This window comes from Desulfovibrio sp. SGI.133, assembly GCF_050313955.1.
In the GTDB taxonomy this organism is placed as follows: Bacteria; Desulfobacterota; Desulfovibrionia; order Desulfovibrionales; family Desulfovibrionaceae; genus Desulfovibrio.
Genome location: NZ_JBNPMK010000006.1, coordinates 102,366 through 122,844, shown reverse-complemented (window position 1 = coordinate 122,844; position 20,479 = coordinate 102,366). Strand labels below are relative to the sequence as shown.

General features: G+C 63.3%; 15 protein-coding genes. 8 read left to right on the top strand and 7 right to left on the bottom strand.

Annotation, left to right across the window (positions count from 1 at the left end; all coding sequences use genetic code 11):
- Window positions 1–63: 63 nt before the first annotated feature.
- The 3 genes from ACQRBR_RS08975 to mnmH form a co-directional block, all read right to left on the bottom strand.
- Window positions 64–900, bottom strand: a complete 837-nt coding sequence (locus tag ACQRBR_RS08975) for a DMT family transporter (protein ID WP_289616112.1) — start codon at window positions 898–900, stop codon at window positions 64–66.
- A 133-nt stretch (window positions 901–1,033) separates the two neighbouring features.
- The gene (locus tag ACQRBR_RS08970) at window positions 1,034–2,149 is read right to left on the bottom strand and encodes an alanine racemase (protein WP_427812808.1); all 1,116 of its coding nucleotides are present in this window, start codon (window positions 2,147–2,149) and stop codon (window positions 1,034–1,036) included.
- Window positions 2,150–2,172: 23 nt separating this feature from the next.
- The gene (gene mnmH, locus ACQRBR_RS08965) at window positions 2,173–3,243 is read right to left on the bottom strand and encodes a tRNA 2-selenouridine(34) synthase MnmH (RefSeq protein ID WP_204674374.1); all 1,071 of its coding nucleotides are present in this window, start codon (window positions 3,241–3,243) and stop codon (window positions 2,173–2,175) included.
- Between the two features lie 166 nt (window positions 3,244–3,409).
- Here mnmH and upp point away from each other — a divergent pair, with 166 nt between their 5' ends.
- Both upp and ACQRBR_RS08955 read left to right on the top strand, forming a co-directional pair.
- Window positions 3,410–4,036, top strand: coding sequence for a uracil phosphoribosyltransferase (gene upp, locus ACQRBR_RS08960; RefSeq protein WP_289616114.1), 627 nt, complete (start codon window positions 3,410–3,412; stop codon window positions 4,034–4,036).
- Between the two features lie 8 nt (window positions 4,037–4,044).
- On the top strand, window positions 4,045–5,304 hold the full coding sequence (locus ACQRBR_RS08955; RefSeq protein WP_204674372.1) for a uracil-xanthine permease family protein: 1,260 nt from the start codon (window positions 4,045–4,047) through the stop codon (window positions 5,302–5,304).
- A gap of 349 nt (window positions 5,305–5,653) precedes the next feature.
- Here ACQRBR_RS08955 and ACQRBR_RS08950 read toward each other — a convergent pair whose 3' ends face one another.
- Complete coding sequence (locus ACQRBR_RS08950; RefSeq protein WP_303879063.1) at window positions 5,654–6,556, bottom strand: DMT family transporter; 903 nt, start codon at window positions 6,554–6,556, stop codon at window positions 5,654–5,656.
- A gap of 105 nt (window positions 6,557–6,661) precedes the next feature.
- Complete coding sequence (locus ACQRBR_RS08945) at window positions 6,662–7,657, bottom strand: polysaccharide deacetylase family protein (RefSeq protein ID WP_427812807.1); 996 nt, start codon at window positions 7,655–7,657, stop codon at window positions 6,662–6,664.
- A gap of 84 nt (window positions 7,658–7,741) precedes the next feature.
- On the opposite strand from ACQRBR_RS08945, the gene ACQRBR_RS08940 reads away from it, so the two are divergent.
- The 6 genes from ACQRBR_RS08940 (at window position 7,742) to ACQRBR_RS08915 (ending at window position 14,794) form a co-directional block, all read left to right on the top strand.
- Window positions 7,742–8,824, top strand: coding sequence for a glycosyltransferase family 4 protein (locus tag ACQRBR_RS08940; protein ID WP_427812806.1), 1,083 nt, complete (start codon window positions 7,742–7,744; stop codon window positions 8,822–8,824).
- Window positions 8,821–9,261: a hypothetical protein gene (locus ACQRBR_RS08935; RefSeq protein WP_427812805.1), complete on the top strand. Its 441-nt coding sequence runs from the start codon at window positions 8,821–8,823 to the stop codon at window positions 9,259–9,261. Before ACQRBR_RS08940 ends, ACQRBR_RS08935 begins: the two co-directional genes overlap by 4 nt.
- Window positions 9,262–9,268: 7 nt before the next feature.
- Complete coding sequence (locus ACQRBR_RS08930) at window positions 9,269–10,429, top strand: glycosyltransferase family 2 protein (RefSeq protein ID WP_321127914.1); 1,161 nt, start codon at window positions 9,269–9,271, stop codon at window positions 10,427–10,429.
- A gap of 66 nt (window positions 10,430–10,495) precedes the next feature.
- Complete coding sequence (locus ACQRBR_RS08925; RefSeq protein ID WP_303879073.1) at window positions 10,496–11,686, top strand: ABC transporter permease; 1,191 nt, start codon at window positions 10,496–10,498, stop codon at window positions 11,684–11,686.
- Between the two features lie 7 nt (window positions 11,687–11,693).
- Entirely contained in the window at window positions 11,694–13,643 is a 1,950-nt protein-coding gene (locus tag ACQRBR_RS08920) for an ATP-binding cassette domain-containing protein (protein ID WP_427812804.1), read from the top strand.
- A 143-nt stretch (window positions 13,644–13,786) separates the two neighbouring features.
- Window positions 13,787–14,794, top strand: a complete 1,008-nt coding sequence (locus ACQRBR_RS08915; protein ID WP_321127909.1) for a GNAT family N-acetyltransferase — start codon at window positions 13,787–13,789, stop codon at window positions 14,792–14,794.
- A 126-nt stretch (window positions 14,795–14,920) separates the two neighbouring features.
- On the opposite strand, the gene glgP is transcribed toward ACQRBR_RS08915, so the two are convergent.
- Window positions 14,921–19,168, bottom strand: a complete 4,248-nt coding sequence (glgP, locus tag ACQRBR_RS08910) for an alpha-glucan family phosphorylase (protein ID WP_427812803.1) — start codon at window positions 19,166–19,168, stop codon at window positions 14,921–14,923.
- A gap of 98 nt (window positions 19,169–19,266) precedes the next feature.
- Window positions 19,267–20,478 carry a glycoside hydrolase family 57 protein gene (locus ACQRBR_RS08905; protein WP_303879080.1) on the bottom strand — a complete coding sequence of 404 codons (1,212 nt, stop codon included), beginning with the start codon at window positions 20,476–20,478 and terminating at the stop codon, window positions 19,267–19,269.
- Between the last annotated feature and the right edge of the window lies 1 nt (window position 20,479).

The following is a 20,479-nucleotide window of genomic DNA, read 5'->3' as shown; positions in this document are numbered from 1 at the left end:
GGACGAGAAGGCAGGTCGCCGGAGCGGCCTGCCTGGCACAACGGATGAAAAGACCGGGAAAGATTAGCCGAGCCGTATCAGCATGGCCCCGCCCATGACGATGAGGATGGCCATGATGCGCGAACGGGAAAGCCGTTCATGCAGGAAGATGACGGCCAGCAGCATGCCGAAGATCACGGAGGTCTCGCGCAGGGCCGCCACCAGGGCGATGGGAGCCAGGGTCATGGCCCAGAGGGCGATGCCGTAGGAGCCCAGACCGCACAGACCGCCGAACAGGCCCGTGGCCGCGCGCTTCCGCAGATAACTGATGTAGGTGCCGCCGTGCCGCCAGAGCACATAGGCATGGATGGGGAAGATATTGAGGAAGAAGATCCAGCAGGTGTAGCTGACGCCGTTGCCGCTGGCACGGGCGCCGTAGCCGTCGGCCAGCGTATAGCCCGCGATGACCAGGGAAGTACGCAGACAGATGAGGATGTCCGCGGCGCGGGCGCCCTTGTGGACGTGCTCCAGGGTCAGGGTCAGGATGCCGAGGCAGAGCAGGAGGACACCGCCCCAACCGGTGAGGCTGATGTGATTGCCGAGCAGCAGCAGGGCCAGGGCCGTGATCATGGGGGCACAGCCGCGCATGATGGTATAGCCCATGGAGAGGTCCACCTTGTCATAGGCCTGCGAGATGCAGATGTAGTATGTCAGGTGGAAACAACAGGAAAGAGCCAGCAGACCCCAGGATTCCGGCGCCGGTGCGGGCAGGAAGGGCAGGATGAGCAGGGCCCCCAGCCCGCCGCCCAGGGCGTTCATGGAAGATTCGAAGAGTTTGTTGGAGCCGCCTTTGACGATGCTGTTCCAGGTGGCATGCAGCAGGGCTGCAGCCAGCACAAGAAGCAGGACATGTCCGTCCATTGTTACGACCTCGCGTCAATGATGTGACGAGTAGGTTACACGAAGTCGCACAGAAGGCAAGCAGGGAAAAGCATTGGATTTTTGGCCGCACGAAAGGCGAATTGTGCTTCGTGCGGCCAAAAGATGCGGCTGTTTACCAGCCCCGGCAGCGTTCAAGGCGGCCGCGGATCCGTCCTTCACGCAGGACGGTGTAGCTGTCGAAGCAGGCGGCGGTGGCGCAGGCGTGGATGGGTAGGATGCGCAGCCGGCTGCCCGCAGGCAGGGCAGGGCAGGAAGGACCGCTGACGATGCCGTGTTCCTGATTGGTCTCCGTGACGCGCAGGCCGGGGAGCAGGTTCCCGGCCTCGTCGCAGACGAGCCCGTAGCCGAACTCTTCCCGCTTCCAGGGCAGGCCCGTATCACGGGAAAGGGCCATCCAGCCCGCGTCGATGATCAGGGCGCTGCCGTTGCTCTGGCGGCCGATGACCGTGGTCAGCACGGAAAGGGCCAGGTCTTCGGGGCGGCAGACGCCCAGACCGGCCATGACAAGATCCTGGAAGACATAGACGCCGGCCCGGACTTCCGTGATGCCGGAAAAATCTTCACCGAAAAAGGCCGTGGGCGTGGAGCCGACGCTGACCACAGGGCAGGGGAAGCCGGCTTCCCGCAGCAGCCGGGCCGCCGTATTGGCCGCGGCGCATTCCTGCACGGCCAGAGCGGCGATGGCTTCCGTGGTGGGCAGGTCGTAGGCAGAGCCCGCATGGGTCAGGACGCCGCGGACCTCCTGGCCGCCATCCCGCAGCAGGGCGGCGATGGCCGTCAGGCGGGGATCGTCGGGGCGCAGGCCGGCCCGGTGCCCGTCGCAGTCTATCTCCAGCAGCACGGCCAGACGGCAGTCCCGCTGCCGGGCAAAGTCCACCAGCAGCCGGGCGCTTTCCTCATTGTCCAGCACCACGCTCAGGTCGATACCGCGCCGGCGCAGTTCGGCCACGCGCTCCAGTTTGTTGGGGGCGATGCCGACGGCGTAGCAGATGTCATGCACACCGCCTGCGGCAAAATATTCGGCTTCCGCCAGTGTGGAGACCGTGGCCGGGCCGGTGGGGCTTTCCATACAGCGGCGGGCGATCTCGATATTCTTGCAGGTCTTGAGATGGGGCCGCAGGGAGACGCCGCGCTCATGCAGGCGGCGGGCCAGCCGGTCCATATTGGCCTGCAGCTTTTCGTCTTCCAGCAGCAGGCAGGGCGTGGTCAGCGCAGCAAGTGTGGTCATCTGTTCCTCCTTGTCGGGAACCGTTACAGAGGTGTGGTGGCGGTGAACGTTTCCGGCGGCAGGTCCTGCTCCCACTGATGGAGCAGGCGGGCGGCCAGGGCCGGATCGTCGGTGGTACAGGTCAGCTCCTTGATGACGGGGGCCTGGCGGTTTTCTATCTGATGCGCATAACAGCGGTCATAATAATGGAGCACCGCGCGGGCGGCATCGGCATAATTCCCTTCATCTATCCACAGCCGGCAGCGCTGGGTCAGTTCACTGCCCAGACGGCGTTGCAGACGCTCCAGGGCTGCCAGCAGGCCTTCCCGCATGTCCTGGCCGCCGTAATCGCGGACAAGATGGGCGACGCGTTCTTCATCCGGCAGGAAAACGCGGACCAGCGGACTGCGGCCCAGCTGGGCAAAAAATTCCTCACACATGGTCACATGGCCGATGTGGCGGCTTTCGTCCTCGAGCCAGACAGGCCGGGCAGGATCGCAGCGCCGCCATGCTTCATAGAGCTGGTTCTCGAACCATTCGTTGCCGGGCTGGTCTTCGGCCTGTCCCAGAGCGCCGAAGGCAGAGCCCTTGTGGTGGGCCAGGCCTTCCAGATCGATGACCTGCGAACCGAGGCGCTGCAGTTCCAGCAGGATGTCCGTCTTGCCGCAGCCCGTGTAGCCGCCCAGCACGAGGATGGGCCGGGGGCGCGCCAGCTCGCTGCGCACGAAGGTCCGGTAGCTTTTATAGCCGCCTTCCAGCCTGTGCACGGTGAAGCCGCCCGTTTCCAGCAGCCAGCGCATGCTGTCGCTGCGCATGCCGCCCCGCCAGCAGTGGAGCAGGACCTCGCGCTTGCTGCCGCACAGATGGCGGGCGCGGGCCAGCAGGGCGGCCAGATGACCGCCCACCAGTTCCAGGGCCAGATGGACGGCGCCTTCACGACCGCTGCGGGCGTGGGCCGTCCCGACCTTGGCGCGTTCTTCATCGGTAAACAGGGGCAGGTTGAGGGCACCGGGGATATGGGCAAAGGCGAACTCGCCGGGAGAGCGGACATCCAGCAGCGGGAGGCCCTGGTCCCGCATGGCCAGAAATGCAGCAACGTCCTGAACTGGGGGCATGACGATCCTCTAAAAAAGTAAAAAAGTCTGTTATGGGTACGCCAAAGCCGGGACGCTGTAAACCGTGTCCCTTCCCGCAGATATCGCACGAGACCTTGACAGCGTACAGGGCGCAGCATAGCGTGGATTGCCCCGAACTTTTTTCATTTACAGCAAGGAGTTGGATATGGCAGTCCATGTAGTGGATCATCCCCTGGTGCGTCACAAGCTCGGCATCCTGCGCAAGGACAGTACGTCCACCAGTGAATTCCGCAGTGTTTCCAATGAGATTGCCCGTTTGCTCATCTACGAGGCCACCAAGGGCTTCGCTACCGAGAAGCATACGGTGCAAGGCTGGGCCGGGCCCGTGGAAGTGGAGGCCATTTCCGGCAAGATGGTGACCATCGTCCCCATCCTGCGCGCCGGTCTGGGCCTTATGGACGGTGTGCTGGACATGATCCCCGGCGCCAAGATCAGCGTGGTGGGCCTGTACCGCAATGAGGAAACGCTGGAACCCGTGGAATACTACGCCAAGCTGGCCCGCAATATCGAAAGCCGCCTGGCCATCATCCTGGACCCCATGCTGGCCACGGGCGGTTCGCTCATCGCCACCATCGACATCCTCAAGAAACGCGGCTGCAAGCATATCTGCAGCCTCAACCTGGTCTGCGCGCCCGAAGGCATCGCCAAGGTCCAGGAAAAGCATCCTGATGTGGAGATCTACACCGCTTCGGTGGACTCGCACCTGAACGAGAACGGCTATATCATCCCCGGCCTGGGCGATGCCGGTGACCGCATCTTCGGCACCAAGTAGGAGACTGCATGGCGGAACAGCTCAACACCGGAGGCGGGGAATTCGATCCCTGCCGTTACAGGCTGCGTCTGCGTGACTGCCTGCTGGGCGCGCAGATGCTTTTTGTGGCTTTCGGCGCGCTGGTGCTTGTCCCCTTGCTGACAGGACTCAACAGCAATGTTGCCCTGTTCACCGCCGGTGTGGGCACGCTGCTGTTCCAGCTCATCACGCGGGGCAAGGTGCCCATCTTCCTCGCATCTTCCTTCGCCTTCATCGCGCCCATCATCTATGGCGTGGAGACCTGGGGCATGCCCCGCACCATGGGGGCCCTGGTCTTTTCCGGCCTGCTCTATGTGCTCATAAGCCTGGTCATCCGCTGGCGCGGCATGGGGCTCATCCTGCGTCTGCTGCCGCCCATCGTGACCGGCCCGGTGATCATGGTCATCGGTCTCGTGCTGGCGCCCACGGCCGTCAAGATGGCCCTGGGGCAAAGCGGCCCGGCCATGCCCCAGACAACGGCCATGAGCATCTCCATGGTCTCGCTGGCCGTGACCGTGGCCGTCTCCCTGCTGGGGCGCGGCATGCTGCGTCTGGTGCCCATCCTCTGCGGCATCGCCGCTGGTCTGGTGATGGCGGAGATCATGGGCGTGACCAGCTGGGAGGCCGTGAGCAAAAGCCCCTGGCTGGCCCTGCCGGCGTTCAGCCTGCCGGAATTCGCATGGGAGCCGCTGCTCTTCATCATCCCGGTGACCCTGGCCCCGGCCATCGAGCACTTTGGCGACATCATCGCCATCAGTTCCGTCACGGGCAAGGATTATCTGCGTGATCCCGGTGTGAAGAACACCATGCTGGGGGACGGGGTGGCCACCATGGCCGCTTGTCTGCTGGGCGGACCGCCCAACACCACCTATTCCGAGGTGACCGGCGCCGTGACCCTGACCCGGGCCTTCAATCCCGCGGTCATGACCTGGGCCGCCCTGTGCGCCATCCTGCTTTCCATGGTCGCCAAGGTGGGGGCCTTCCTCAGCTGCATCCCCGCGCCTGTCATGGGCGGGATCATGATCCTGCTGTTCGGGGCCATCATGGTGGTGGGCCTGAACACGCTGGTGCGCGCCGGGCAGGATCTGCTGCGGCCCCGCAACATGGTCATCGTGGCTCTGATCATCATTTTTGGTGTGGGCGGGATGCAGGTCAGCATCGGCGGTTTCAAGCTGGCCGGTATCGGTCTGGCGGCCATCACCGGTGTGGTCCTCAACCTGCTTTTGCCGCAGGATGATCCGCAGGGATAAAAAGCCCTGAAAGAGAAAAACGATGCGCAGGATGGTGTGATGCCATCCTGCGCATTTTTTGTGCGGTTTTCCCGGTCGATGCTCAAAGGGGCAGACAGAAAGCCCTCTGCCATGGGAGTTTTGGGGTGAGCACCTTTGCTGCCGTCGGCGAGCCTCGTTCCATCATGGCCGATGGAGTCCCTTTGCTCTTCCGGGGCAGATTTTTGGCGCAGAGACGCTGACCGCCGCGGATCGGATCGTCGGCGGCGCTGGTGCTCTGCATCCTTTTGTGATGGTTTTCAGGCTGTCAGCTCGTGTCACCCCGTGGGACCGTCTTCCCGCCATATTGTTGGGCAAGACCACTGACAGCCTAGGAGGCGGCCCGGCTCTTGTCCATGTTCAGCCAGAAAACGGCGGCCAGCACCAGGGCGCTCCCGGCCCAGCCCAGCGGGCTGAAGAATTCATCCCAGAACAGCCAGACCCAGATGGTGCTGAGAATGGGCTCCAGATAACAGAGCACGGCCGTACGGACCAGTCCCAGCCGCTTGAGAGCCTGGGCGTAGCAAAAAAAGGCGAAATAGCCGGTGAAGCCGCCCAGGATCAGCAGCCAGCCCCAGGTGGAGAGGCTGTGGTCGAGGCTGACGGGTGTGAGGCAAAAGATGACCGCCGCGCCGCCCAGCTGCATGAAGGCATAGAGGGTGGCCGGGGTATAGCGGTCCTGCCACCAGCGGCAGAAGGGGTAGTGGGAGGCGTAGCATACGCTGATGAGCAGGCCGCAGGCGATGCCTGTCCACGATGTCTGCCCGGGCAGGCTGCCGCCGGAGAAGCAGACCATGCCCGTACCGGCCAGGGCCAAAGCGATGATGCCGCACTGACGGGTGGTGATGGGTTCATGGAACAGAAAGCGGGAGAACATGGCCACCCAGACCGGTGCCGTGTAGAGTAGGACCACGGCCATGGCCGCGCCGCTGAGCTTGATGGCGTACAACGTGGCCGCATAGAAGACCCCCACGGCCCAGAAGCCGAAAACGGTGAACAGGGCCGCGTGGCGCAGGGGGATGCGGATCTGCCTGCTCAGGGTCGCGTGGGTGATGAAGCAGGCGGCGCCGATGGCGGCACGCCAGAAGGCCGTTTCGAGCGGGCTGACACCGGCGGCCAGACAGTTTTTGGAGATCAGACCGATGACCGACCAGGCAAAGACGGTCAGCAAGATCAGGATCAGGCCGTGACGGCGGGCGGAAGGGGAAACAGGAGAAGGCAGAGTCGCGGCCATGAGTGTCATTCCTCGGTCAGATGGAGCCATGAAAAAACGCTGTGTCGGTCCACAGCGTCGGGGAAAACAGGACAGGCCCGGAGTCTGTCCTGTTCGGTTCGTGTTTTACCAGTTGCCCTGGCCTGCCGGACGGGCAGGGAAGGTACCCGCAGGCAGTTCTGCCAGCTGGCTGGCGGTGCAGCCCTGCACCGGGAAGGTCTCCCGAAGCCAGGACAGGAAGGCATGGATGCGTTCCAGAACGGCGTCAGCGGCTTTTTGGTCAGGCACATGCGGGGAACCGCCGGGCAGCATCTCGGAAGAGTGCCAGAACAGGCTCAGCACCTGCCCGCCCCGCCGGCGGTGTAGCCGTGCGGCCCAGCGCATGATCCGGGGCGCATGCCAGAACGGATTGGGGCTGAGGACGCCCCAGAAATGGAACTTGTCCCGCGAGGCGGCAGGACAGGCCCGGTACCAGAGCTGGGCAAGCGCGGGATGCAGGGGGATCTGCGTGATGGGTGCCTCCAGCAGGGGAGCGCCCTGCCAGCCTTCCACCCAGTAGGGATCCGCCGGAGCAAGAAAGTGGTCCGGCCCGCCCGGGAAATGGCGCAGGGGGCAGACGGAGCTGTCCACCTTGATACCGGCCTCGGAAAGCAGGGGACGCACGCAGTCCTTGAGGTCCCAGCGGCCCATGCGGAAGCTGGTCAGGGGAGCGCCCTGGAATTCCCGCCCGGCATCCAGCAGCGTGGCCAGACGCTGGCGCAGCAGGTCGCGCGGCAGTTTGTCCGTGCGTGTGGGCTGGCCTTCGTGGGGGGGATCCAGCGGTGAGGCCGGTGGCGTGCTCCAGTGGTGGAGATGGGCCCCGATCTCCGCGCCGTAATGGTCGCGCATCTGCTCCAGCACATGGCAGGCCCCGGCATCGGCAAAGACCGTATGGGCACAGAACAGCGTCAGCGGAAAGCCCAGATCCCTGCTCAGCGGCGCGAGCCTAGGCAGGAGGGAAACGTTGGAAACGCCACAACCGCTGGTGGCATAATGGCCGGAAAACAGGCCTTCTTCTTCGACATCGAGACTGACGACCACCCGCAGGGGGCTGTCGGATGTATGGGGATGGGGGGTACTCATAAAAAAGACGATACGCCCAAGGCGCGCGCAAGGCAATGCGGCTACGGACTTGCAAATTTGCCCGGAATACATGAGGATGCACCCATGTCTGATAAAATACATGTGCTCTTCGTCATGGAAGATCTCTGTTTTGGCGGTACCCAGCGCCAGATGGTCGAGCTGGCCTGCCGTCTGGACAGGACGCGCTTCCATGTCTCCATGCTGGTCCTTACAGGCAGGACGGACCTTGATGCACAGGTCGAACAGGCCGGTATCCGCGTGGAATATCTGGGGCGCAGCCGCAAGGTAAACCCCTTTTTCTTTGCGCTCATGCCGGCGGCCCTCAAACGCCTGGCACCTGATGTCCTCGTCCCCTGCACGGCCCTGCCCAACATCTGGGGCCGTCTCTGGGGACGGCTGCTGGGTATCCCCATCGTGGGCACGGTGCGTGGCGGTGGAGCGCCGCGCAGGCAGCATGAGCGTTTTCTCTGGCGTCTGACGGACCACATGGTCTGCAATTCCGAGGCGCTCGCGGATGTCCTTTCCGGCCTGGGCGTCCCGGCCGCACGGCTGACCTATGTGCCCAACGGGGTGGACACGGAGCGTTTCGCGCCTGCGCAGCCCGCGCCTTCGGAGCGTCCGCCGCTCATCGTCTGTGTGGCCCGTCTGGCCGAAGATAAAGATCATCTGACCCTGCTGAAAGGCTTCGCTCTGCTGCGTGAACGGCATTCCGGCGTCCGCCTGCGTCTCGTGGGCGACGGCCCGCGGGAAAAGGAACTTAAGGCCTGGGTCGCGGAGCATCTGCCGGACGGGGGCGTGGAGTTCTGTCCCGGCTCCCCGGATGTGCGCGCCCATTACGCGGCTGCCCGCATTTTTGCGCTGACTTCCGTGCGTGAGGGCCAGCCCAATGTGATCCTGGAAGCCATGGCAGCCGGTCTGCCTGTGTGTGCCACGGAGACCGGAGGCATCCCCCGGCTCGTGACCCAGGGGGAGAGCGGCCTGCTTTCGCCGGTGGGTGACAGTGCCGCCTTTGCCGACAACTGTGCCGCGCTGCTGGCTGATCCCGCGCAGGGCGACAGGTTTGGCAGGGCCGGACGGCAGCGGGTGGAGCAGAGTTTTTCGTTTGACGCCATGGTGGCGGCGCATGAAGCCATTTTTATGCGTCTGGCGGCACGGGAGCGGGTATGAAGTATCTTTTGGCCTGCCTGTGTTTGTGCTGCCTGTGCGCATCTCCGCTCTGGAGTCTTGCTGCCGAACCTGCCGGTAGTCCCGGGACCTATGAAGTGACGGAACTCTGGACAGGCGATGTCCTGACAGCCAGTTTCCGCATGGGCATGTGTTTTGCTGCCGATGGCAAGCTGCGTGGGGTCGTCCTGCTCCGTTCCTCCAACGGCCAGGTCGATGTCTATCATGTGTATGGTTCCGTGCAGAACAACACCTTTTCTGCCACGCATGGTTCCGGGCACAAGATCACTGGGCGTTTTTTGTCCGGTGATGATGTCGAGGTCAAGATCCGTCTGGGGAACGGCATGCGCTTTACGACAGTGGCCAGGCGTTCCCGGGATGTCCCGCTGACGGACGACTGTGCGCCCCTGCCTGAAACATCAACGCATCAACAAAATTGAGGTCGTTATGGGGACTACCTTCTTTGTTCTGGCGCTGTTGCAGTGTGCCCTGCTTTTTTTCCTGTCCCGGGTGGGCAGCAGGCTTGACCGTGAAGAACGCAAGCCTGCGCCCCAGCGGACGCACTGGCCCCGCACCGGCCTGATCGTGCCTGCCGGGGGGAACCATCCGCGTATGCGGGAGGCCCTGGAGAGCCTGCTCAAGCAGGATTACCCCGCCCTGTACCCCGTGATCGTCACGGCCACCGCTGATGAACCGGCAGCCGATATCGCGCGTGAGCTGCAGGCCCGCTATCCGCAGCTGCGGCATGTGGTGGCCGGTTTCGCCAAGGGCTGCGGCCAGAAGAACCATAACAGCCTCAAGGGCGTGGAGGCCGTGGAGGATGAAGTCGAGCTGCTGGCCTTCTGCGACAGCACGCACATTGCTCCCCGTGATTTCATTCGCCGTCTGGTGGCCCCTGTGGTGGACGGTGAGGATTTCAGCACCGGCTACCACAAGGTCGTGGCGCGGGATACGGGCATCGTCACCATGGCCTATGCCCTGTGTGTCCAGCTGATGCGCTACCTGCAGGGCATCTCGAGCTTCACCCAGCTGTGGGGCGGCGCCATGTGTTTCCGCCTGTCGGCCTTCCGCCGTTACGGCGTACGCGAGTTCTGGATGACCAATGTGGTGGACGACTGTTCCCTGGCTGACCGGCTTATCCGTCTGGGGGCCCGCATCCGTCTGAGCGGCGACGCCGTTTTGATGACCGAGGCCCGGGAGCATGACCTGGGGGTCTGGCATCATTGGATGGACCGGCAGATCCTGTTCCTCAAGTTCTGTATTCCCTACCAGTGGGTCCTGCTGGGCGTACTGGCCTGCCTTATGCTGCTGCCCGTGCTCTGGGCCGTGTTCGCCGTGCTGGGCGTGCTGGTGGGCAAGCTCTCCTTCGGCTGGCTTGCTGGTGTGCTGGTCTATGCCGCGGCCCTGGCGCTGGTGCTGCGCAGCTGGGCCCATTTCCAGGAAGCTGTTTTTCCTGTCTGGCGCTGGATGGTCGCTTTTTGCGCCAGTGCCTGCATGTTCGTCTGGGTTTATCTGGGTACCATCCTCGCGGAAGGCGTCCTGTGGCAGGGCATCTGGTATGAGGTCGGCCATCAGGGCCGCGTCATCAGGATGCGCCGCCAGAAGTAGGACCTTTTCGCTGACGGTATCTGTTCAGCTATCTACAATCAGGATGCAAGTCCTTATGGTGACAGCATGATTGCAATGTCGGACCTTTTTCGCGTGAGCTTGCGACAGGTCGTCCGCCAGCGTGGCTTTGGCGTGATCCTGTCCATTGCTCTGGGCATCATGGCCTTTATCGCCCTGTCCGTACTGGGGCAGGAGATCCGCTACAAAGTGGGTCAGGACATGGTGCTTATGGGCGGGGTGAACATCATCCGCGTCTACATGGATGATGCGCAATACCCCGGCCAGCCGCGACGCGATTTCTCTCCCCGTACGGTGGAAGCGCTGCGTAAGATCCCCGGTGTGGGTATGATCAGCGAAAACATCCGTAACGGGGTCACGTTCAGCCTGCGTGCCAGTGGGGAACGAACGCTGGGGGTCCACTTTATCGGTGTGGACCAGTATTTTGCGGAGACCTATTCCCTGGAGCTCGTGGCCGGCCGGATGATGTCCGAGGAAGACGTGCGTGGCCACCGGCGTGTCTGTATGCTGGGCCGGGAGGCCGCTACCAACCTGTACGGGGATCCTACCCAGGCCGTAGGCAAGCTGCTTTTTCTGGGCAAGGACGTCATCGAGGTCGTGGGCGTGGTGACCGGCGTCATGCTGGGTGAGTGGAACCAGGGCGGCTTTTTGCCGACCACGGTCATGGAGGACAGAAACTGGGGCTCCGGCAAGATCACCCGGTTGTTCGTCCGTGCCATCGGCTGGGAAGACGTGGCCCCGGTGGTCCGCCAGATTCCTTCTGTGGTCCGTGCCAACCAGGACGCGCCGTATCTGGTCATCTCCACGCAGGATGACCAGCTCGACCGCATCAAAACGACCTTCATGTGGGTCGAGGCACTGCTCTGGCTGGGTATCGTGGCCTCCCTCATGCTGGGCGGATTCGGTATCTGGTACGGTACCTTCGCGGCTGTGCGGGCCCGCACGCGCGAAGTGGGCCTGAAAAAGGCCATGGGCGGTTCGGACAAGGACATCCTGGCCCAGTTCCTGGCCGAGGCCCTGTGCAAATCCGTGGCCGGCGGCCTGCTGGGCATTCTGGTGGGTACCCTTAGTGTCGAGATAGGGGCCTGGTCTCTGGGCACCTCCATCTCGTATCCGCTGCTCGCGGCCAGCAGTGCCGGCAGTATTCTTTTCTCCGCCATCATTGGGGTGGCCGGCGGCCTGTATCCTGCCATTCAGGCCAGTCGCATGGATGTCGTTTCCGCCTTGCGTTTCGAGTAGGTGAACTATGGCGCCGGTTATCATTGCCAAAGATCTGTACAAGTGCTACGCGGGCTTTTCGCCTGTTTTGCGTGGCGTCAACATTGAGGTGGAAGCGGGGGAACTCGTGGCCATCATGGGCCCGTCCGGGTGCGGCAAGTCGACCATGCTGCACGTGTTGGGCATGCTGCATGCGCCTGATTCCGGTACGCTGGAGATCCTGGGGACCAATGTCCTGGAATTCAACCGGGAGCAGACTGCGGCTTTCCGACGGGGCAACATGGGCTTCGTGATGCAGTCGAGCAATATGTTCGACCACTCCACCGTGTTCGAGAATGTGGAATTCCCCCTTATCTATGAGAACGTGCCCCCCGCGGAACGCTGGGAGCGTGTCATCCGGGCCCTGGAGCTGGTGCGGCTCTCCGCCCGCGTCCATTACCGCAGCAACCGCCTTTCCGGTGGTGAGCAGCAGCGTGTGGCCATTGCCCGCGCCATGGTGAACAATCCCCGCATTCTGCTGGCGGACGAACCCACCGGGGCCCTGGATGCCCGTACCAGCCGTGTGGTCATGGACAACTTCCGCACCCTTTGCCACAAGGGCGGAGTCGCCATGATCATGGTGACCCACGACCCCAAGATGGCTGAGTTCTGCGACAGCATCTACACGTTGGAAGACGGCATCCTGGTCTGCAAAAAGCACGAGCCCGTGCCCGTCAGCCCGGATCAGCAGCAGAACCTGCTGGCGGCCCCCACGCCCATTCTTCGTGGGGCACTGGTAGCGGAAAAATTCCCTGAAGCTTCGGGCCGCTGTCTGATGGAAGAGGCCCACCGCATGCATGCGGCCGGTCTGCTTTCCCGCATCTACGCCATCGAGGGGGCCAGCTTCCTCAACAGCGATTCGCAGGGCTACGCCCTACCGCTGCCGGTGCGGCATATCAGCTCGTGGCGCTTCTTCTCCGTCATGCGTATGCTGTTCTCGCACTTGCGCGGCACCTCCGCCACTGCCTGGGAACTGTGGAAGTCCATCCCCTCCGGGAAGGGGAGCTTTTTCCATAATCTCTGGCTCATGGGCTGCGGGGCGCTGCTGGCCCGCTGGTGCCTGGAAGAGAAGATCGAGTTCCTGTACGCCTCGGGCGCCCATGCCCCGGCCTCTGCGGCCTGGGTGGCGGCCCGCATGTTGCAGATCCCCTTTGCCTTTGCCGTACGTACGGCGGACCTTGCCTCGCCGGCCAAGGACTGGCTGGTGAAGGCCGAACAGGCGGCCTTCGTACGCTGCGATACGGAGGCCACGCGCAAGGCTGTCTGCGAATTGCTGCCTTCCGTGGATCCGCGGCGCATCGTGCTCCTGCGTGATGCCCTGACCTTGACCCCGCCGGACGAAGACGTCTCCATGCCGCCGTCCAATGTGCCGGAGCCGCTGCAGCTTCTGGCCGTGGGGACCATGACCAGCCGCAAAGGCTACGATACCCTGCTGCAGGCCTGCCTGGCCCTGCAGAAAGCCGGGATCGATTTCCGTCTGACCTTGGTAGGGACCGGCCCTTGGCGTCTGCGCCTGCGGCTGCTTGCCTGGCGCCTTGGCCTGCGCAAGCTCGTTTCCTTCCCCGGCCAGCTGCCGCACGAGGCCATGACCGACCTGTACCGCCGTACGGATATCTTCATTGCTCCCGGTCATATGACCCGAGGCGGTGATATGGACGGGTTGCCGTCGGCCCTGACCGAAGCCATGGCCTTTGGAGTGGCCGTGGTGGTGAGCGATCTTCCCGGTCAGCTGGAGGTTGTCCAGAACGGCCGCAACGGCATCGTCGTGCCGCAGAATGACGTCACGGCCCTGTCCCAGGCCTTGCTGGATCTGTCCGCCAGTGCGGAAAAGCGCCGCCATCTGGGGGCGGAAGCCTGGAAGCGCATCCGGGAAGTGCTGGACGAAGAGGCCACGGAAGCACGGCTGACCTCGCTGTTCAAGGCGGCCTGCCGCCGCTGAGAGCGTGCTTTTTCCTTTTGACATGGAAACGGCCGGTCCTGTTACGGATCGGCCGTTTTGCCATATCCTGCTGTCAGGGCGACAGGGCAGCAGCATTGCTCCGGGGCCCAAGGCCGATCTTGTCCGGAGCCGCAGAGAACGGCATGGAACTGGAATATATTACTGAAGAAGAGTCTCCCTGGCGGCCTGAGCTGTGCCGCATCTGGGAGCAGAGCGTCGATCTGGCTACACAGCCGGATCCTTTTTGTTGTGCTCCCATTTGGCAGTTGTCCGCGCACAGGGCTTTCGCCCCGGGGCGTCGTGTACTGGCACAGCACACGGAGGACAGCGTCCTTGTTTTGGCGGAAGCCTTCCTGTCTTCCGGGCAGCCCCTCCTGACATCGCTGGAGGCTCACTGGCTCTTTGGGTGTCCTCTGCTGGGGCCGGATGCGATCGGGCTGCTGGCTGAGGCGCTGGCCGTCATGTCGCACAGTTACGGGCATCTTCCGGCGCTTCTTCTGGGAGGGATAGTGCCGGGGAGCAGGAGGGCACGGGAGCTCTATGCCTGCTGTGAGTCCCTGTTCACCATTTATCTGGCCGGTGAGTGCATCCAGGCTGGAGCGTCGCTGGAAGGAGGGCTGGACGGCTTTTTGAGCCGCCGTTCCGCCAATCTGCGCAGCAAGTGGCGCAAATCTTTCCGTAGGGCCGCTGACAGAGGCGTCACGTTCGAGCGCTCCTGTCCTGCCGATACGGCCGGGGCCGACGCCGTCTATGCCCGGATGCTGGCCGTGGAGCAGCGCAGCTGGAAGGGCGTGGGGCACTGCGGCATGACGGAATCCCCGGCCCGGGAGTTCTATGCCGACATGATCCGCCGCCTTGCCGCGCAGGGCACGGCGCGCGTCATGTTTGCCCGGCATGAAGGCCAGGACATCGGTTTCATTTTCGGCGGGATGCTGGGGCCATGTTACCGAGGACAGCAGTTCAGCTATGATGCCGCCTGGAAGGATCTTTCCATCGGCAACCTTTTGCAGGTGGAACAGGTCCGCTGGCTGTGCGAGGAAGGGGCGGTCCGCTACGATATGGGCACGGCCTCCGGGGAGCCCATGGCCTACAAGTTGCACTGGACGGAAGCGCATCCGACTTCGCAGACGTGGTTTTTGCAGCCGCGTTAGGAGGATGCGGCCACGGGCGTGGATATTTCACGGGAAATACCGATAGTGTTTTCCTGCCCGCAAGAACAGGAAAGGGGGATGTCGCAAGCGGCATCCCCCTTTTTGTCATGGCTTGGCCGTGGAGTCCTAGCCCCACAAAACGAGGCGCGTCTCCAGAGGCGAGGACAGGCCTTCGGTGCAGGGCATGACGCGCACACCGTACACATGTATCCCGCTGCGGGAAGGCGTGTAGGTGCAGACAAAGGTCATGGTCCCGTCCACCCCTTCGCTTTCCGGCTGCATCTCCACCACATCGGGCGTTTCCGTGAAGGTGGAGCCGTCGCCGGGGCCGGCCACCAGCTGGACCAGAAGCTCGTCGAGCTTCATGCTGCCGGGATGCACAGTCACGGCCACATGCAGGGACTGGCCGTCCAGCAGGCTGTCTTCCTTGATGCCTTCGATACGGATGGTATCCATCTGCACGGAGCTGAAGCGCACGTTGACGTCCTGTTTCCAGTGGGTCAGATGGCGGGCCAGGGCGTAATGGTTGCTGCGGATCTCCTGATGGCTGGTGGCCGCCGGAATATAGTAGTCGCTGAGGTAATCGCGCAGCATGCGGTGCGAGCTGTACTGGGCGATGAGGGTCTGCATGGCCTTGCGGACGCGCAGCAGCCAGTTGTGGGGCCGGTTGTCCGCATCGCGCTCGAAGTACAGCGGGATCACCTTGTCTTCCAGCAGGGAATACAGGGAGGCCGCATCGTCATAGTCGCTCTGTTCGGGGCCCAGGCTGCCCTTGGCCACCAGGGGGCCGATGGTCCAGCCGTTGGTGCCGTTGTAGCCTTCGCACCACCAGCCGTCGGCCACGCTGAGATTGAGACCGCCGTTGACCGCCACTTTCTGGCCGCTGGTGCCGCAGGCCTCATAGGGGCGGCGGGGATTGTTGAGCCAGACATCGCAGCCCTGCACCATCAGGCGGGAGACCGCCAGGCTGTAATCTTCGATGAAGAAGATCTTGCCGAAGAAGCGGGGCGACAGCATGTGCTGGAAGACTTCCCGGATCAGGCCGATGCCTTGGCCATCGGCAGGATGGGCCTTGCCGGCAAAGACGAAGATGACGGGCTGTCCGTTCTTTTCCAGGATGCGGGCCAGACGGTCCACATCGGCAAAGAGCAGGGTCGCACGCTTGTACGGTGCAAAGCGGCGGGCAAAGCCGATCACCAGGGTCTCGGGAGTCAGCCGGGACGTCATCTCCTGCTGCTTTTCGTAGGGGATGGCGAATTTTTTGAAGAACTCCGGCAAGCTGGAGCGGATGGCTTCCAGCAGGTGCTTTTTCTGGGTCTGGCGGGCCGTCCAGAGATCGGCATCGGGGATGTCCGCGATGCGGGTCCACTTCTGGTCGTCGGGCGTCAGTTCCTGCCAGCCTTCGCCCAGATGCTTTTGCAGCAGGGGGCGCATGGCCGGACCGGCGTAGGAAGGCACATGGATGCCGTTGGTCACGGAGAAGATGGGGATCTCCGCCACCGGGACCCCCTGCCAGCCTTCCTGCCACATATGGCGGGAGACCACACCGTGCAGGGCGCTGACGCCGTTGGCCTTCATGGAATACTTGAGTGCCAGGACGGTCATCTCGAAGACGTTGCGCTCGCTGCCTTCGAAACGGCCCATATTGACCAGGGTCTGCCAGCTGATGCCCACGGTCTGGATGTAGGGCTTGAAGTAGGCTTCCATGCTTTCCAGCGAGAAGCGTTCATTGCCGGCATCCACGGGTGTATGGGTCGTGAACAGGGTGCTGCCGCGCACCACTTCGCCCGCTTCTTCGAAGGACAGGCCGTTCTCCTGCATGAGCAGACGGATGCGTTCGAAGATGAGGAAGGCCGAATGCCCTTCGTTCATGTGATAGGCGGCGGGGCGGATATCCAGGGCGCGCAGCATGCTTACGCCGCCCCGGCCCAGCAGGATCTCCTGCCGCAGGCGGATGTCGCGGTCGGCTTCATACAGGCGGGCCGTGATCTTGCGGTCCTCTGCCGTATTGGAGGGCAGATTGGTGTCCAGAAGGTAGAGGTTGATCCGTCCCACGCGCACCAGCCAGATCTGGACGTGCAGGCGGCGGCCCGGCATCTGGAGGTAGATCTCGCGGGGTTTGCCGTCCTGATCCTTGACCTGCTCTATGGGCAGGGTGGAGAAATCGTTTTCGGGATAGACAGGGGTCTGGTCGCCGTTCTTGTCGATGATCTGGCGGAAGTAGCCGTTCTTGTACAGCAGGCCCACGGCCACCAGCGGGATATTCAGGTCACTGGCGGATTTCAGGTGGTCGCCGGAAAGGACGCCCAGACCGCCGGAGTAGATGGGCAGGCATTCGCTCAGGCCGTATTCTGTGGAGAAATAGGCCAGAGGCTGCTGCGGGGTCAGGGGGCCGAAGCTTTGCGGCGCCTCGGCCATATAGGCATCGAAAGCCGCCATGGTCTGGTTGTACAGCCGCAGGTAGCTCTGCTCGTGGGCTACGATGATCAGCCGTGCCCGGGTGGCTTTTTCCAGCGTGGCGATGGGATTGTGGTTGCTGCGTTCCCATTCTTCTTCGTTGAGGGCCGAGAACAGATAGTGGCATTCGGGATGCCAGCTCCACCAGAGGTTGTGGGCCAGCTCACGCAGGCGGCCGATGGCCGGGGGCAGTGAGGTCAGGGCCGTGAAGCTGTGCAGGTTGGGCGTGGTGGACATGGTGGCCGCCAGCACACGGGTCAGGGTCGTGCTGCCGCCGGCAGGCTGTGAGCTGCGCTGGCGTGCCTTGTCCAGGGCCAGACCGTAGGCTTGTACATAGTAGGGGAAGAACTGCTCCCAGGAGCAGCCTTCGGCCACATGGCGCACCATGTGCCGGTGTTCCTGCATCTGCTCTTCGGGCAGGGAGGCATACTGCAGGAGCACGTCGCGCAGGCTGGCCGCGGTCTCTTCATACGAGGTCTGGCGGCGGCAGATGATGGTCACGCCGTTCTTCTCGCGCTGGCTGGAGCGCACCCACATGCCGAAGCCGGAAAGGTCGGTGGTGACCGTGGGCACGGCATGGGCGGCGCTTTCCTGCGGGGTATAGCCCCAGGGTTCGTACCAGGAGGGGAACACGCCCAGGTCGCAGGCGGCCAGCACCTCTTCATAGCGCATGTTCAGGAAGCCGTCCTTGCCGTCGAGCAGGGCAGGATCGAAGATGACCTGCACATGGTTCTCCGGCCTGTTGTCCAGGCCCAGGCGCTGGCAGGCATTGAGGATGGGGTCGTTGGGCTGATTGTAGACGTGATGGCTGCTGATCCAGAAGCCGCCCTGGCCGGGGAGTTTGGCCGGGTCGCCGCTGACGGCATCGGCATTGACCCCGCTGTGTCCGCCCATGACCGCGCACAGGGCCAGCACATTGGACTGGGACTGGCTGAGGGCCGTATTGACCATGCCGAGGGCATCAAGGAACACGTCGATGCCCTTGTTGTGATACTCATAGCGGCCGGACACGAGGAAGATGCGGGTATCCTCGGGCAGCCGGCGGCGCAGCAGACGGCCGGCGGCCTCCAGCAGCCGCTGCCGGGAAGCCGCGGCCAGGCTCCTGTCCCGGCTGTAGTCGGGGATGACGCGCAAGTCCAGACCGTTGAGGGTCAGCACATCGGGGGTACGTCCCAGGAAAACGCCCGCCTCGTCGGCCGTGATGCGGCTGACGGTGGTGAAGCAGTCGGCTTCGCGTGCCGAGGCCGTCTCCATGGAGCATTTGGCCGTGATGTTGTAGGCCCCGGCCTCATGCTTGGGGTTGATCTGGTGCATCTGCTTGTAGATGTCGAAGCCGGAACCGGCCATGGAGCGCCCCAGCATGGTGGCGTGCGTGGTGAAGACCGTGCCCACATAGGGGGCGTTGGTCTTGAGGTAGAGCAGGCCGCCGCCGCACATCCATTCGTGGAAGTGGGCCAGGGCCGGGCCGTCGGCAGGGATGTGCAGCGCCTTGCAGGCGGCCTCGATCACTTCGCCGCAGGCCGTGCTGAACATGACCGGTTCCACATAGTCCCAGCCGCCGGAGATGGAGTCCACGCCGTAGCGGTTCCAGAGCGAGAACAGCAGCTGGCTCTGGTCGTAACGGTCACGGTATCCGACCAGGATGACTTTGGGGCGGCCGGGGATGTTCCAGCGGCCGAAGCGGCAGCTCAGGTTGCGCCGGTCGGTCTCTTGGCGCAGCTCCTGCCAGCAGGGCTCGTCGGTCTCTTCAAAGTCGGGATTGTTGCCCAGGTCGGGCCCCAGAAGGAAATAATTTTCTCCAAAGGCAGCCAGGGCTTCCAGGATCTTGCTGCTGACGACGGCATAGATGCCGCCGACCTTGTTGCAGACCTCCCAGCTGACTTCGAAGAGGGTCGCGTTTGACAGATCTTGTGACATTGAGACGGATCTCCTTGCATTCATGAAAGCCCCGGGTCTGTCCGGGCCATGCCTTCGCGCAGGGCATGATCCGTCAGGCAGGCCGTGCCGGGAGTGCGTTAACTGCGGGACACTCCGGCAGCGGGCAGGGGGGCATCCAGGGTCAGGCCGAAGTCGGCCAGTACGTTCATGTAGTTGATGTAGGCATCATAGGGGGTGCCGTACGGATTGAAATAGCTGTGCACGTCACCGTCGGCGAACCACTTGGTGCACATATAGTAAAAATGGTCGGATGTCTGCAGGCGTCGCCAGGTGCGCAGCAGGTCCTCGTTGCCGCTGGCCTTCACCTTTTCTTCCAGACGATAGACAGCCGTGATGGCGTCCTGCTGCATGTCATTGCCCAGCCAGGCGGTCAGGTCGCGTTCGGCGTCGGCCCAGGACATGAAATTGTGTACGTCGAGACTGGCCACAGGCTGGAACATGGCCGCCGCTTCGGTGGGCGTCACGAAGCTGAAGCCCGGCAGGGAAAGCAGGACGTCCGGCAGGGCCTCCATGAACTGGAAGATGCCCGTGGATTCCCACTGGTGTTCGCCAAAGGTCTCGTAGTCCATGAACAGGTTGATGATGTCCCCTGCGGCCCCGGAGGCCTGGGCCCAGCTGGCGAATTTTTCCGCCGTCAGCGGGAATTCCGGCCATTCGTGGTTGGAGAAGCGGAAGGCGATGTCGTCGGAAAGGCGGTAGTTCTTGAGCAGCAAGCGCAGGGAGTCGCACCCCGACGGCTTGTAGACGAAGTTGGGGCTGCGCCAGCCCAGCACATGGTCGGCGCCTTCCGCCAGGATGGCCTTGTAGCCCATTTCCTCCACAGTACGGGCCAGAGCGTTGTTGTAGATGAGCTCGGTATTGCGGAACGAGGTGGGCCGCACTCCGAACAACTCTTCGATGCGGTCATCGTGCAGGCGGACCTGCTCCCGGAACTCGTCAGGCGAGTAGAGGAAGGCCAGGGAGTGGTTGTAGGTCTCGGAAAGCAGCTCCACGCAGCCGGTGGCCACCAGCTCCCGGTAGCTCTGGATGACTTCCGGGGCGTAGGTCTCGAACTGGTCCAGGGCCGTGCCGGAGATGGAGAAACTTACCTTGAACTGCCCCTCATGGCGCCGGATGAGCTTGAGCAGCAGGGCGTTCATGGGCAGATAGCATTTGCGCGCCACCTTGAGGAGGATGCCGCAGTTGGCGTTCTCGTCCTCGTACCAGGAATTGGCGCCGATATCGAAGAAGGTGTAGTGGCGCAGACGGTACGGCTGGTGTACCTGAAAATAGAAACAGATGGCGGACATG